General features: G+C 58.3%; 13 protein-coding genes and 1 riboswitch. Of the genes, 5 read left to right on the top strand and 8 right to left on the bottom strand.

Going from position 1 to position 13367, the window contains the following annotated elements:
* The 7 genes from BVU99_RS06975 to BVU99_RS06945 all read right to left on the bottom strand — a co-directional run.
* On the bottom strand, positions 1-479 hold a 479-nt coding region (locus tag BVU99_RS06975), incomplete at its 3' end, for an AAA family ATPase (RefSeq protein ID WP_168189561.1).
* Complete coding sequence (locus tag BVU99_RS06970) at positions 476-955, bottom strand: hypothetical protein (protein WP_039356835.1); 480 nt, start codon at positions 953-955, stop codon at positions 476-478. The genes BVU99_RS06975 and BVU99_RS06970, both read right to left, overlap by 4 nt.
* A complete protein-coding gene (locus BVU99_RS06965) occupies positions 952-2229 on the bottom strand; it encodes a dsDNA nuclease domain-containing protein (RefSeq protein ID WP_227505318.1) in 1278 nt (425 codons plus the stop codon). The genes BVU99_RS06970 and BVU99_RS06965 overlap by 4 nt, the downstream gene beginning before the upstream one ends.
* A gap of 343 nt (positions 2230-2572) precedes the next feature.
* Entirely contained in the window at positions 2573-3583 is a 1011-nt protein-coding gene (gene gap / locus BVU99_RS06960; protein ID WP_025303396.1) for a type I glyceraldehyde-3-phosphate dehydrogenase, read from the bottom strand.
* Positions 3584-3660: 77 nt separating this feature from the next.
* Entirely contained in the window at positions 3661-4635 is a 975-nt protein-coding gene (locus BVU99_RS06955; RefSeq protein ID WP_025303397.1) for a helix-turn-helix domain-containing protein, read from the bottom strand.
* Positions 4636-4761: 126 nt separating this feature from the next.
* Positions 4762-5496: an SDR family NAD(P)-dependent oxidoreductase gene (locus tag BVU99_RS06950; protein WP_043140014.1), complete on the bottom strand. Its 735-nt coding sequence runs from the start codon at positions 5494-5496 to the stop codon at positions 4762-4764.
* A 13-nt stretch (positions 5497-5509) separates the two neighbouring features.
* Positions 5510-6532, bottom strand: a complete 1023-nt coding sequence (locus tag BVU99_RS06945) for an LLM class flavin-dependent oxidoreductase (protein WP_099817431.1) — start codon at positions 6530-6532, stop codon at positions 5510-5512.
* Between the two features lie 149 nt (positions 6533-6681).
* A riboswitch (TPP riboswitch) is annotated at positions 6682-6784 on the top strand.
* Positions 6785-6846: 62 nt separating this feature from the next.
* On the opposite strand from BVU99_RS06945, the gene BVU99_RS06940 reads away from it, so the two are divergent.
* From BVU99_RS06940 to BVU99_RS06925, 4 genes are read left to right on the top strand one after another with little or no spacing between them, the layout of a single operon-like run.
* Positions 6847-7530 carry a TenA family protein gene (locus BVU99_RS06940; RefSeq protein WP_043140011.1) on the top strand — a complete coding sequence of 228 codons (684 nt, stop codon included), beginning with the start codon at positions 6847-6849 and terminating at the stop codon, positions 7528-7530.
* Positions 7527-8267, top strand: a complete 741-nt coding sequence (locus tag BVU99_RS06935) for an ABC transporter ATP-binding protein (RefSeq protein WP_025303401.1) — start codon at positions 7527-7529, stop codon at positions 8265-8267. Before BVU99_RS06940 ends, BVU99_RS06935 begins: the two co-directional genes overlap by 4 nt.
* Positions 8264-9031: an ABC transporter permease gene (locus BVU99_RS06930; protein ID WP_043140003.1), complete on the top strand. Its 768-nt coding sequence runs from the start codon at positions 8264-8266 to the stop codon at positions 9029-9031. Before BVU99_RS06935 ends, BVU99_RS06930 begins: the two co-directional genes overlap by 4 nt.
* 35 nt (positions 9032-9066) lie before the next feature.
* The gene (locus BVU99_RS06925) at positions 9067-10002 is read left to right on the top strand and encodes an ABC transporter substrate-binding protein (RefSeq protein WP_099817430.1); all 936 of its coding nucleotides are present in this window, start codon (positions 9067-9069) and stop codon (positions 10000-10002) included.
* Here BVU99_RS06925 and BVU99_RS06920 read toward each other — a convergent pair whose 3' ends face one another.
* Positions 10003-10743, bottom strand: coding sequence for a transporter substrate-binding domain-containing protein (locus tag BVU99_RS06920; RefSeq protein ID WP_089181065.1), 741 nt, complete (start codon positions 10741-10743; stop codon positions 10003-10005).
* A gap of 285 nt (positions 10744-11028) precedes the next feature.
* On the opposite strand from BVU99_RS06920, the gene opgB reads away from it, so the two are divergent.
* On the top strand, positions 11029-13332 hold the full coding sequence (opgB, locus tag BVU99_RS06915) for a phosphatidylglycerol--membrane-oligosaccharide glycerophosphotransferase (protein WP_089181066.1): 2304 nt from the start codon (positions 11029-11031) through the stop codon (positions 13330-13332).
* Positions 13333-13367: the final 35 nt, after the last annotated feature.

The raw sequence follows: 13367 nt of genomic DNA, 5'->3' as shown, positions 1-13367 counted from the left end.
ATAAAATTATTTGGTGAATAATAAAACTTTGAATATCCGAAATCCTGATCTAAATAAAAAATTGGTAAAATAGTTGCTAAATACGGGTATGATTGCTTATTTTGGGTTGTAAGAAGAGATGGATATGCTAGTGATAGCTTTTCTAGGATATATTTAGAGTAATCCGCTTGATTATAAAACATTGATTTTTTGCTATTACATACTAATGATAAAATGAACTCAGTATGTTCAAAATCTCTTGTCGCCCTAAAATTATCATTTCCTATGGTAAAAGTAAGGGTGGCCGATTTGCATAGTTTATAAATATCCTCTCTGAACTTACATGGATACCCTAAGCAATAGGAGATAGATTGTAATAATGGAGTTTTGCCACATCCATTTGGGCCATAAAGCTCAGTTATATGCTCCCCAAAAATAAGCTCATCTGATTCAAGACCTGAAAAATCTCTTCCATTTATTTTGAGACTTAATAATTTCATAAAATTTCACCGTCCAATTTTGAATCAACGCAGTAATTCCTGTATGCTCTATCTATCAAGGCTAGATTATAAGACAAATCACTTTCATATATAAACACTTCGTCAATAACTTTCTTCCCCAATTTCGTAATGTTTAACTTGTTATTTCTTTCGTCTATTATAATTAGACATACTGACTCAAGGAAATTCAAAGCGGTAACGGTTCGTATCCTAAGATTTGCTGACCATCCTAATAATTGTGATGATCCTTTAAAACCTAGCATGACATCCTCTAAAAGTTTCCCTACCAAACCTCCAACTTCATTTACTCTTGGTTTCACTCTATTTTTAGATATTAAAAGTATTATCATGGCTATTAAAGGAAGTTGAAAAAGAGCTTCGTTATTAAGGCCAACACTTTCTTGTCTTTCAATATTTTTTATATCTATTCTAATATCTTTTTGAGATATACTATCGAAAAATTCATCGTAATTCATTTTGAACGCTCTACAAGTCTCGCAAAGAGGCTTCCAGTCAAAGCTTCTTTATCTAAAGAATTAAGTAAATTATTTTCAAATAACGAATCATGTAATTCATTAACAACCGATCTTAAGCCTGAGAGAAATAAAACACCATGCATAAATGTCAGCTTATCTAATGTTGAATTTATTTCACTATCTATAGTAATGTAATCTAAGTCAGAAATTACATGTCTGTTTTTTCTTAACCACTGATCCCATTTTATTTTACACCTTGCAAAAAAATCAATTTGACTTTCACTAGCTCCAGCCTTTCTTAACAATCTCTCAATCACAGATGCTGATTTCAATGCATGCTCATCCCCATTATAAAGAAACTCATAATAAGCATTTTTGGAGATACTCAGTACATCCAATAAATCATCTATGTCTATTCCAGACAGATCCTTAATATTGCCCCTTGAGCAATCGTTGATTTTTACGCTTGACTTATTATTAACAAGAGCTAAAAGAGAAAGTAATATCTCCTTAGCTTCAATATGTGATAAATCTATTTCGCTGTATTTAAAAATTTTTTCCTTTGCAAGAATCTCAAATGTTTCATGTTTGCTTTTTATATATTCAACATCGGTTTTAAATTTTAATTTCTTGAGGTTTTCTTTTATTTCTTCAATTTCGAGATTTTTCTTCCCGTCTCTGATAGAAATGAAGCAGTTATTAAACGAATCAATAATCAGTTTACAATGTACACTGGAAAACGCATCGGTTTTAATATCATCAATGACATTCTCAATATCTTCGTCAATATGGGTATTTGTAAGAAAAATGACTTCCTTACAGGTATCTTCAAAATTTATAGTGTGTTGTAATAGTTTACCGACAAAACTATCTCTAATCATCTCATCTGTTTGAGGGTTTTTTTTAGTTTTTCTTTTTAATATTCCAAATACTTCTCGAAGTTTCCATATTTCACGTAATTTCTCCTTAGTTTTGACTTGCACAAAGGTATAATGGATATCATTAGCGACAACTCTCTCGACCACAAAATCGTCGTGAAATTCACAAAACACACGTTTTACATCTTTACCTTCTAAAATTGATAAACACGCGATACTGGCCGCTCGAATTTGAGCGTTATATCGTTCTAATGTGTCTCTGCCTGCTTGTTCTCTCGGTTTAACCTCATGTAACTCAGCCATAACATTCCACATTGGTCCAAAAAAACATATAGATAATGTAAATGCTGAAATCATTTTTTGAAACAAAAAATTCAGAAAATCAATCACAAACATCTTAATTCAACACTGTTTTTTTATCCAGTTAAAAATGCAAATTATCCATGCTTCAAGATCTGTCAATTCATTTTATGCGAATGTCCGAACTTAATTTCACAGAAAAGGGAACTCTTAGACAATCCACTGTAGAGTTGATTTGGTTGAATTAGCCTTACTCCGTACGTTGAATGTGGTTAAGCGCATGATCAAAATGGGGTCACTTTGGTGGTCTTGACAACTCGAGAATTATGGATCACTATTTTTATCAGCCAGTTACTGGCGAAGGCGATCCCAGTCAGAGGAGCCATATTTAGAGAAGCCCGCTTAAGGAAACTTAAGCGGGCTTTTTGCTATGGGGCGTTTACAGCCCGCGTTTTTCCATCAGCAGCGCCAGATCGACCAACCGATTGGAGAAGCCCCATTCGTTGTCATACCAGGCGAGCACTTTCACCAGATTGCCGCCGATCACCAGCGTGGACAGCCCGTCGATGATCGACGAACGCGCATCACCCCGGTAGTCGCTCGACACCAGCGGTTCATCGCTGTAGCCCAGGATCCCTTTCAGCGGGCCGGATGCCGCCGCCGCGCGGAAAGCGGCGTTAATCTCTTCCACCGTCGCCGGGCGTTTCAGCGTCACCGTCAGATCGACGATCGAGACGACCGGCACCGGCACCCGCAGCGAGTAACCGGTCAACCTGCCGTCGAGATCCGGGATCACCTTGCCGAGCGCCTTGGCCGCGCCGCTGGAATAAGGCACGATCGATTCCGCCGCCGCCCGCGCGCCGCGCAGATCTTTTTCCGGCTGATCGTGCAGCGCCTGGCTATTGGTATAGGCGTGAGTAGTGTTCATCAGCCCGTATTCGATGCCGAACGCCTGATGCAGCACCTGCGCGGCGGGCGCCAGCCCGTTAGTGGTGCAGCTGCCGTTGCTGACCACTTTATGCAGCGCCGGATCGTAGAGCTGGTCGTTAACCCCCATGACGATGGTGATGTCGTCGTTCTTGGCCGGCGCCGAGATAATCACCCGCTTGGCGCCGCCGTGCGTGATGTGCACTTCCGCCTTGGCCTTGTCGGTAAAGAAGCCCGTCGCTTCGATCACCACGTCAACGCCCACGCTGCTCCAGGGGATCTCGGCGGGGTCGCGCTGCGAAAACACCTGAATCGGCCGGCCGTCCAGCAGCAGTTGGTTGTCGCCGGCTTCCACCCTGGCCGCCAGCGTGCCGGAAAGCGTGTCGTATTTCAGCAGGTGCGCCAGCGTTTTGCTGTCCGTCAGATCGTTGATCGCCACCACTTCAAAATCGCTGCGCCCCAGCGCCGCGCGCAGCACGTTGCGTCCGATCCTGCCAAATCCATTAATGCCTACTCTCACCATGATGCACTCCTCGTTTTGGGCTTTGCCTCAACTCTAGCCCTGCCCCGAGGCGGCGTAAATGACGTTTACCGATCAATTTACGCCAAATTGCGCGCATGAAAGCGTTCGCGGTATTCGCTCGGGGTCAGCTGCAGTTTGCGCTCAAACACCCGCCGCAGGTTAAGGCCGTTGCCAAAGCCGGTGGCCAGGGCGATCTGCTCGATGCCTTGCGCACTCTGCTCCAGGCGCTGCCTGGCGGTATGCAACCGGCCTTCTTCGACGAATTTGGCGGGAGAAATGCCCGTCTCGCGGGTGAATACGCGGGTAAAGTTGCGCGGGCTCATCGCCACGCGTTCGGCCAACCGATCGACGCTGAGATCGTCGGCGAGGTTTTCCAGGATCCAGGACTGCAGGTCGCGGATCGGGCCCGGCGATTTGGCCTGGTTGAGCGGGTAGCGGCTGAACTGCGCCTGCCCGCCGGGGCGGCGCAGAAACATCACCAGATCCTGCGCCACTTCGCGCGCCTGCACGAAGCCGTAATCATCCTCCACCAGCGCCAGCGTCAGATCGAAGCCGGAACTGACGCCGCCGGAGGTCCAAATCGGCCCGTCCTGCACGTAGATCGGGCCGTTTTCAACCTGCACCCGCGGGAAGCGCGCCTGCAGCGTTTCCGCCAGCCGCCAGTGGGTAGTCGCCCGCCGCCCGTCCAGCAATCCGGCTTCGGCCAGCAGCAGAGCCCCGCCGCAAACCGAGGCGATACGGCGCGTCTGCGGCGCCGCGCGTCGCAGCCAATCCGCCACCAGGGCGCCCTCTTCTTCGGTTGCCCCCTTGCCGGCAACAATGACGGTATCGCGCGGCTGGGCCGGATCGAGATCCGCCAGGCGATGGTCAGCCAACAGGCTCAGCCCGGACAGGCCGTGCACCACCCGGTGAGATTGCGTAGTGGCGACCGCGATCTGATACAGCGGCGTCTCGGCGGAACTCAGGCGATTAGCCTGCATCAGGATATCGGCGATGCCCGCCGCTTCGAACAGCATGCCCCCTTCAGGGACGATAATCAGGAATGTATGCATGGCGATAATTACAAGAAAGAGCAAAACAGGCCAGACAACCACTGTATAAGAAAAGCGCCGCGGGTTCACCCTGCGGGCATAAAAAAGCCCGCCGATAACCTCGACGGGCCTGGAAGGAATAGCCATTCAAACCTGCGGCAAGCTCACCCCGCCGGCGCGCGCCAATTGCGCCAGTAGCGCCGTTTGAAACGCCTCGTCGTGTACCGCTGCATGGGGTTCGAGGCGCTGCTGATGGTGCCAATAGCCGCCGGACGCCAGGGCCTGCGGTTCATCGCTGCTCACCAGCCACGCCTGCGTCACATGCCCCAGCGCCAGATCGTCGGGCGCGTCCGCGCCGCCCATTTTGGTTGGCACCCAACCGGGATCGACCGCGCTGCTGATCACGTCAGGCCACAGGCGCGCCACGGCGGCGGCCAGCGCGGTGACGAACAGTTTGCTGTCCGAATAAGAGCCTGCGGCGCCGCCAAGCCAATCCACGCCGTTCAGTTCCGCCACGCCGTCAAAGTGCATACTGCTGCTCAGATAGACGATACGCTTGGGGCGTTCGATCAGGGCCGTCAGCAGGTAGGGCGCTATGACGTTCACCGGCATCACCTGCGGTCCGGTAAACATACCGGCATTGTGGATCACCGCGTCCGGGCGACCGAGGCGATTGACCTGCTCGGCGAGCTGCCGGATCTGCTGCACATCGGACAGATCGCCGATCGTCGCCTGTGCACCGCGATCCAGCAGATCGCGCACCGCGTCCAGACGGCCGGGCTCACGCGCATGCAGAATCACCTGATGCCCTTCGTCCAACAGCGTTTGCGCGGCGGCGCGGCCCAGCCCGTCCACCGAGCCGGTAATGAAAATGCGTGACATCCAGCTCCTCCGTTTAGCGCCAGCCGAGCGCCGGCGCGACATGGGTTAAAATCGATTCGATAACGTGGGCGTTGTAATCCACGCCCAGTTGGTTAGGCACGGTCAGCAGCAAGGTATCCGCTTCGGCGATGGCCTCGTCCTGCGCCAGCTGTTCGATCAGCGCGTCAGGTTCTGCGGCGTAACTGCGGCCAAAGATCGCCCGGGTTTGCGCATCGATATACCCCAGTTGGTCGCCTTCCTTACCGCTGCCGCCGAAGTAGTTGCGATCCCGCTGATCCAACAGCGCGAAGATGCTACGGCTCACGGAAACCCGCGGCTCATGCGTGTGGCCGGCCTCTTGCCAGGCGGCGCGGTAGGCGCGGATCTGCTTGGCTTGCTGGATGTGGAAGGGTTCGCCGGTCTCGTCGTTCTTGAGCGTCGAGCTTTGCAGGTGCATGCCGAGCTTCGCCGCCCAGACGGCGGTGGCATTGGAGCCGGCGCCCCACCAGATGCGGTCGCGCAGCCCGGCGGAAAACGGTTCCGGCCGCAGCAGCCCGGGCGGATTCGGGAACATCGGCTGCGGATTGGGCTCGGCGAACCCTTCGCCGCGCAGCGCTTCCAGGAACACTTCGGTATGGCGGCGGGCCATGTCCGCATCGGTTTCGCCGTCGGCCGGGGCATAGCCGAAATAGCGCCAGCCGTCGATCACCTGCTCCGGCGAGCCGCGGCTGATGCCGAGCTGCAGCCGCCCGCCGGCGATCAGATCCGCCGCGCCAGCGTCCTCCACCATGTACAGCGGATTTTCATAGCGCATGTCGATCACGCCGGTGCCGATCTCGATGCGTTGGGTTTTGGCGCCGATGGCGGCCAACAGCGGGAACGGCGATCCCAGCTGGCGCGCGAAGTGGTGCACGCGAAAATAGGCGCCGTCCGCCCCCAGATCTTCGGCGGCGACCGCCAGATCGATGGACTGCAGCAGCGCATCCGCCGCGGAACGGGTGCCGGACTGGGCGGAAGGCGACCAGTGGCCAAACGAGAGAAAACCAATCTTTTTCATCGGGCATCATCCTCAGAGGCAAAACATGAGCCTACAGTGACAAAAACCGCGCGCCTTGCGCCAGCAAAATCACCCTCGATCGCACTAAACGAACCGATTGCCGCCGCACCGCCCGGCGATTGTAATCAAAAAACAAATGTCGTATAACAAGCAGCTCCGAGGGGTGTCCTGTTACGGGCTGAGATGGCGCAAGCCGAACCCTTTGAACCTGATCTGGGTCATGCCAGCGAAGGGACGGTTAGGCAACAACGCTCTCACCCGTTGCCTGTTCATACCCCAGCGTGCCCGGATCTCCACTGACTCAAGGAGGTCCCATGTCCATCACTACCCTGTTCGAAAGCGGTCTTTACGGCCGGCTGCGCCACCATGCCGGCAGCCACTGGCAAGATTACGTCGATCATCCATTTCTGCAGCAGCTGGCCGCCGGCACCTTGCCTGAACGCGCTTTTCGCCGCTACCTGACCCAGGACTATCTGTTTCTGCTGCACTTCGCCCGCGCCTACGCGCTGCTGGTCAGCAAGCTGCGCACCCTGCCGGAGATGCGCGCCGCCACCGCCTCGCTCAACGGCATCGTCGCCGAACTGCCGTTGCACGTGGCCTACTGCGCCGAATGGGGGCTGAGCGAAGCGCAGATCGCCGCCCAGCCGGAAGCGGCGGAAACCATGAACTACACCCGCTACGTGCTGGATATCGGCCATGCCGGCGACGCCCTCGATCTGCTGGCCGGCCTGCTGCCCTGCGTGGCCGGCTATGCCGAAATCGGCCTGCGGCTGCTGCACGATCCCGCCACTCAGATGGAGGGCAATCCTTACGCCTCCTGGATCCGCAACTACGGCGACGAGGGCTATCTGGCCGGCGTGCGTGCCGCCATCGAACTGCTGGAAACCGTCGGCCACCAGCGCGGCGCACAAGGCCGCTTCACCGAGCTGGCGCAGATTTTCACCACCGCCACCCAGCTGGAATCGGCATTTTGGCAGATGGGGCTGAACGCCTCATGACCTCCCCGCTTCTCCCACCCGGCATCCAGGTGCGGGATCTCAGCCTGCGTTTCGGTCAGCAAATCGTCTTCGACCGGCTGAGCTTCGACATCGCCGGCGGCAGCTTCGTCGCCCTGCTCGGCGCCAGCGGCGCCGGCAAAACCAGCCTGCTGAAGATCATCGCCGGCCTGGCGCAGGCCAGTTCGGGTACGGTGACCGGCAGCGACGGTTTGCCGATCGCCGGGCGCATCGCCTACATGGGGCAAAAAGACCTGCTCTACCCGTGGCTGACCGTCGAAGAGAACGTCGCCCTCGGCTCGCGGCTGCGCGGCGAAGTGGCGGATCGGGCGTGGGTGGCGCATCTGCTCGAACGCGTAGGCCTGGCCGCGCATGGCCGCAGCCTGCCCGCCGCGCTGTCCGGCGGCATGCGCCAGCGCGCCGCCATTGCCCGCACGCTCTACGAACGCCAGCCGATCGTGCTGATGGACGAACCCTTCTCCGCATTGGACGCCATTACCCGCGCCGAGATCCAAAGCCTGGCCGCCGAGCTGCTGGCGCAAAATACCGTACTGCTGATCACCCACGATCCGATGGAGGCCTGCCGCCTGAGCCACCGGCTGCTGGTACTGTCGCCCTGGCCGCTGGGCCTCGACGATACTCACCGTATCAGCGGGCAACCGCCGCGCGCGCCGGATGACGCCGACCTGCTGAAAAGCCAGGCCGAGCTGCTGCAACAGCTGGTGAGGGCCGCGCAATGAAGATTGCCGAAGAGCGTGGCCTCACCCGCCTGCGGCGTGGGCTGACGGTGTTTGCCGGCCTGCTGCTGCTGTGGTGGCTGGCGGCGCAAAGCGGCATTCCGGCCTTTCTGCTGCCCACGCCGGGCGCGGTGGCGCAGGCGCTGTGGGACGGGCGCGGCTATCTCGCCTGGCACACGCTGGTCACGGCTTCGGAGATCGTCAGCGGGCTGGTGCTGGGCGTGCTGCTCGGCGCGGCGCTGGCGCTGTGCATGATCTTCTCGCCGCGGCTGCAGCGCTGGCTGATGCCACTGGTGCTCACCAGCCAGGCGATACCGGTGTTCGCCCTGGCGCCACTGCTGGTGCTGTGGTTCGGCTTCGGCATGAGCGCCAAGGTGGCGATGGCGGTGCTGGTGATTTTCTTCCCGGTGGTGTCGGCCTTTTTCGACGGGCTGCGCCGGGTCAACAACGACTATCTCGATCTGGCGCGCACGATGCGCGCTTCGCGCTGGGCGCAGCTGCGGCACGTGCGGCTGATGGCGGCGCTACCGGCCTTCGGCTCCGGCCTGCGCATGGCCGCCGCCGTCGCGCCGATCGGCGCCATCATCGGCGAATGGGTCGGCTCGGCCGAAGGGCTGGGCTACGTGATGCTGAACGCCAACGCGCGCATGCAGACCGACGTCTGCTTCGCCGCGCTGTTTATTTTGGTGCTGATGACCGTGCTGCTGTGGGCCGCGGTGGATGCGCTGCTGCGGCGCCTGATCGCCTGGGCGCCGGAAAACGACTGATGATTGCAACCATAACCAGGGATAAAGGAACGACCATGATCAAACAAACCGTTTGCGGACTGCTGCTGGGCGCTGCCCTCACCGGCCAGGCCGGTGCGGCCGAGAAGCTGACGCTGGTGCTCGACTGGTACATCAACCCCGATCACGCGCCGATTATGGTGGCCGAGCAGATCGGCGCCTTCAAGGCCGCAGGGCTGGACGTCAAGATCGTGCCGCCGTCCGATCCGGCGCTGCCGCCGCGGCTGGTGGCCGCCAAACAGGCCGACCTCGCCATTACCTATCAGCCGCAGCTGCACTTCTTCGCCGATCAGGGCCTGCCGCTGATGCGCGTCGGCACCCTGATCAACACGCCGCTGAATACGGTGATCGCGCTGGACAAAAACATCACGTCGCCGGCGGATCTCAAGGGAAAAACGGTGGGTTACTCGGTCAGCGGCATCGAACAGGCGACGCTGACCACCATGGTCGAACACGAGCACCTCAAGCCGCAGGACATCAAGCTTATCAACGTCAACTTCCAGCTGACCAGCGCCCTGCTGGCGGGCCAGGTCGATGCGGTGATCGGCGGCTACCGCAACATCGAAGCGCTGGAGCTGAAGCTACAGGGTAAAGAACCGGTGGTGTTCAACGTCGAAGACTACGGCGTGCCGGCCTATGACGAGCTGATCATCGTCGCCAACCGCGATGCGGTGAACGAGCCGAAAATCCGCAAATTCCTCGCCGCGCTGAAGCAAGGCAGCGACTACCTGCATGCACATCCGCAGGAGACCTGGCTGGCGTTCGCCAAGGCGCACCCGGAGCTGAATACCGAGCTGAACAAACAGGCGTGGCAAGCCAGCCTGCCGCTGTTCGCGCGCGATCCGGCCAAGTTGGATCGGGCCCGCTATGAGGCTTACGAACAGTTCCTGTTCGACAACAAGCTGATCAAGAAAATCACCCCGGTGGAACAGTACGCGGTGGAGCTCGACTGATCACGCCGAGGCGGCCGGCGGCGCCACCGTCACCTCGCCCTGGCCGCTGCGCTGCAAGGCCGCCTTCACCAACCCGTTGGCCTTGCAGCGTTCGATAAACGCGTTCACGTAGGCGGCGCCCTGCGTTTTTTGCCGCGGTACCGCCATCGCCTGGCGGATGGCGGTGAAATGCCCGTCCAGCACCCGGTAGCCGGGATGGGCGGCCGCGGCGGCCAGCAGCGGTTGACGCACGCCGGCCGCCGCCTCCAGCCCCCGTTCGAAAAACAGCGCGATCGCCTCGGCGGAGGTTGCCGCCCGCACCAGCTGCGCCTGCTGCAGCGTGCGCGATAAAAACAGATCGTACGCCGCCCCCTGGCCGACCGCGATGCGCACCTCCGGCCGGTCGAGCTGCGCCACCTCAAAGTAAGGTGCGTCGTTCGCCACCAGGTAAGTCCCCTCGATGATCACGTAGGGTTCGCTGAAGGCGATTTGCGCCGCACGCACCGGCTCGATAGCCATAAACGCCAGGTTCCAGGCGCCGCTGTCCAGGTCGGCAAACACCTTGCCCGCCGCGTCATAGGTGACCAGCTCGAGCGCCACGCCCAGCTCCTGGGCCAGCGCGGCGGCCAGCTCCACCGAAGCGCCTTGCGGTTTACCGCCGGCCCCGGCCTGTGCCAGCACCGGATTGCCGTAGTTGATCGCCGCGCGCAACACGCCTTGCGGGGCCAGATCGTCGAGTACCGCGGCGGGAATCGTCTGCATACTTCCTCCTGTGAAAGGCTGATGGGCGCACCGTCGTGGCGCTCATTAAGCGTAGAGCGAAACCTCCGACCAGCAAGCTTTCGCCGCCGAGGCCGCCGTCGGCGTGATTAACGTCACACTATTGTCATAAAAATGTACAATAGCCGCCGTTCGTCGGCCGTAGCGGGAGATCGCGCGTTGTTCCGCCGCCGGCAATAGGCTATACCCTTCACTTTTCGCGCCGCGGCACGGTCGGCGGCGCAGACCAGGGCAGCAACGTTTTTTCAATCAGACAGGGTTTGGCGGATGGTTTTAGCAGTCGTTTCTTTTGTTCTCTTTTTGGCGTCGATTTTGATTTATCGCACCCGGGCCGCCGCCAACCGCTGGTGGTTCGCCATTCTGCTGACGCTGCTCGGCAGCTATCTGGTGCTGAACGTCATCCTGATCGCCAGCAACTACTTCACCGGCGACGGCATCACCGACGCGGTGATTTACACCGTCACCAGCAGCCTCAAAGGCGCGGGCATCAGCAAATACGTGCTGCCGTTCATCGGCCTGCTGGCGGCGTTGGGGCTTATCTTCGCGGTGCTGGCCCGCAGCCTGCTGCGCCGCAAAGCCAAAGGCAGCAGCGTGGCCTACAGCCTCGTCGCCGTGCTGCTGGCGCTGTTTTCGGTCGGCACCACCCCGGCATTTCAGGACATCTCGCTGCTGGTCAAGAGCCAGATCGTCGGCGATACCGCCGATTTCACCACCTACTACAAGGCGCCGAAAAAGACCGTGCAGGGCAAGCGGCCGAACCTGGTGTACATCTATGCCGAGAGCCTGGAGCGCACCTACTTCGATACCGAGCTGTTTCCCGGCCTGGCCGACGAGCTGAACGCCCTGCGCGCGGACAGCATCGATTTCAGCAACACCCAACAGCTGCCGGGCACCGGTTACACCATCGCCGGCATGGTCGCCTCACAGTGCGGCATTCCGCTGTTCGCGCCCTTCGACGGCAACGCCTCCAGCGCGGTCTCCACCTTCTACCCGGAGAACGTCTGCCTGGGCGACGTGCTGAAGGCCGCCGGCTACAGCAACTCTTTCTATCAGGGCGCCGAGCTGGCGTTCGCCGGTAAAGACACCTTCCTGAAATCCCACGGCTTCGACCACGTTTACGGCTTCAAAGAGCTGCGCGAACAGGTCGCCGATCCGAGCTACAAAAACGACTGGGGCTGGTACGACGATAGCGTGCTGGACGTGGTGTACGGCAAGTTCGTCGAGCTGTCCAAACAGCGCCAGCCGTTCTCGCTGTTTACCCTGACCGTCGATACCCATCACCCGGACGGCTTTATCTCCGCCGGCTGCAGCAAGAAGAGTTACGCCTGGCAGAACAAGGAAAACCGCTCGCTGAGCGCGGTGGCCTGCAGCCAGCAACACATCGCCGCGCTGATCGACAAAATCAAACGCTCGCCCTATTTCAGCAACACCGTGATCGTGGTGTCCTCCGATCATCTGGCGATGAACAACACCGCCTACGACATCCTGACCAAACAGAAGCGCCGCAACCTGTTCTTCATCATCGACGGCACCCGGCCGCAGGCGGAGCAGCGCAACGAGAAGCGCAGCACGCTGGACAACGGCGCCACGGTGCTGGACGTGATGGGCGGCGACAACTACATCGGCCTCGGCCGCAGCAGCCTGTCGGCGCCGTCGCTGTCTACGGTGTTCCTGAATATCGAAGAGAAAATTAACGGCTGGAAACCGGCGGTGATCAACCAGTGGGGCCTGCCGAACCGCATCAGCGACTACAGCGTGGACACGCGCCAACGCAGCTTCAGCTTCTCCGGCGTCACTTACAAGGTGCCGTTCATCCTGCGGGTGGGCGACAACCGCATCGAACCGATGTTCAACGTCTACCTCTCCACCCCGTTGCGCAAACAGCTGGCCGGGCTGGGCGCGGGGGAGAAATTCGTCTGGGTCGATAAATGCTACGAGATCGGCCGGGTCTGGGCGCCGCAGCTGGCGCTGAGCACCGACATCTGCGTGGCCTCCGGCACCCTGGCCTCGCCGCCGCAGATCGCGCAGGCCAGCGGCGAACGCTTCAACGGCAAGGTGAACTTCACCGGCCCGGCGACGGACAGCGTCGCCGATTACCAAAACGCCGTCGCTCGCCTGCAGGTGGACGACGCGGCGGTGAAATACCGGGCGGACGCCATCGAGTTCATGCTGCCCGGCCTGCCGGAGCAGGTGAAGGCCATTACCGGCGTTTCCGCCGTCGAGGAGTGGGGCCGCTGGTCCGACGCCAACCTGGCGCCGGCGGTCGACATCGATTACGTCGACCCGCTGCCGAAGACCTTTGATCTGGTGCTGCGCGCCCGCGCCTACGGCAACAACGTCGGCGAACCAATTTCGGTGCGCGTCGGCGACGAAGAGCGCTTCGTGTCGCTCGGCGAGCAGGACAGCACCGTCACCCTGCGCTTCGACAACCCGCGCGGCGCGCAGAAGATCAGCATTACCCCGCCGGCACCGACCGAGCCGAAAGAGAGCGCCAGCGGCGGCTTCACGCCGAAGAAGCTGGGCATCGGCCTGGTATCGCTGAAGGTCGAAGCGGCCGCTCCCGCCTCCTGATCCCCCCGCCTTCACGGGCGCGGTAATTTCTTTGC

This window comes from Serratia sp. OLAL2 (assembly GCF_002752475.1).
Classification (GTDB): Bacteria; Pseudomonadota; Gammaproteobacteria; order Enterobacterales; family Enterobacteriaceae; genus Serratia; species Serratia bockelmannii.
The sequence above is the reverse complement of the archived record's forward strand: the minus strand, read 5'-3'. Positions and strand labels throughout refer to the sequence as shown.

Coding starts and splice junctions, on each gene's coding strand:
- BVU99_RS06930 (WP_043140003.1), top strand. CDS start 8,264: ATGAAGATTGCCGAAGAGCGTGGCCTCACCCGCCTGCGGCGTGGGCTG.
- BVU99_RS06920 (WP_089181065.1), bottom strand. CDS start 10,743: ATGCAGACGATTCCCGCCGCGGTACTCGACGATCTGGCCCCGCAAGGC.
- gap (WP_025303396.1), bottom strand. CDS start 3,583: ATGGTGAGAGTAGGCATTAATGGATTTGGCAGGATCGGACGCAACGTG.
- BVU99_RS06965 (WP_227505318.1), bottom strand. CDS start 2,229: ATGTTTGTGATTGATTTTCTGAATTTTTTGTTTCAAAAAATGATTTCA.
- BVU99_RS06955 (WP_025303397.1), bottom strand. CDS start 4,635: ATGCATACATTCCTGATTATCGTCCCTGAAGGGGGCATGCTGTTCGAA.
- BVU99_RS06940 (WP_043140011.1), top strand. CDS start 6,847: ATGTCCATCACTACCCTGTTCGAAAGCGGTCTTTACGGCCGGCTGCGC.
- BVU99_RS06970 (WP_039356835.1), bottom strand. CDS start 955: ATGAATTACGATGAATTTTTCGATAGTATATCTCAAAAAGATATTAGA.
- BVU99_RS06925 (WP_099817430.1), top strand. CDS start 9,067: ATGATCAAACAAACCGTTTGCGGACTGCTGCTGGGCGCTGCCCTCACC.
- opgB (WP_089181066.1), top strand. CDS start 11,029: ATGGTTTTAGCAGTCGTTTCTTTTGTTCTCTTTTTGGCGTCGATTTTG.
- BVU99_RS06935 (WP_025303401.1), top strand. CDS start 7,527: ATGACCTCCCCGCTTCTCCCACCCGGCATCCAGGTGCGGGATCTCAGC.
- BVU99_RS06945 (WP_099817431.1), bottom strand. CDS start 6,532: ATGAAAAAGATTGGTTTTCTCTCGTTTGGCCACTGGTCGCCTTCCGCC.
- BVU99_RS06950 (WP_043140014.1), bottom strand. CDS start 5,496: ATGTCACGCATTTTCATTACCGGCTCGGTGGACGGGCTGGGCCGCGCC.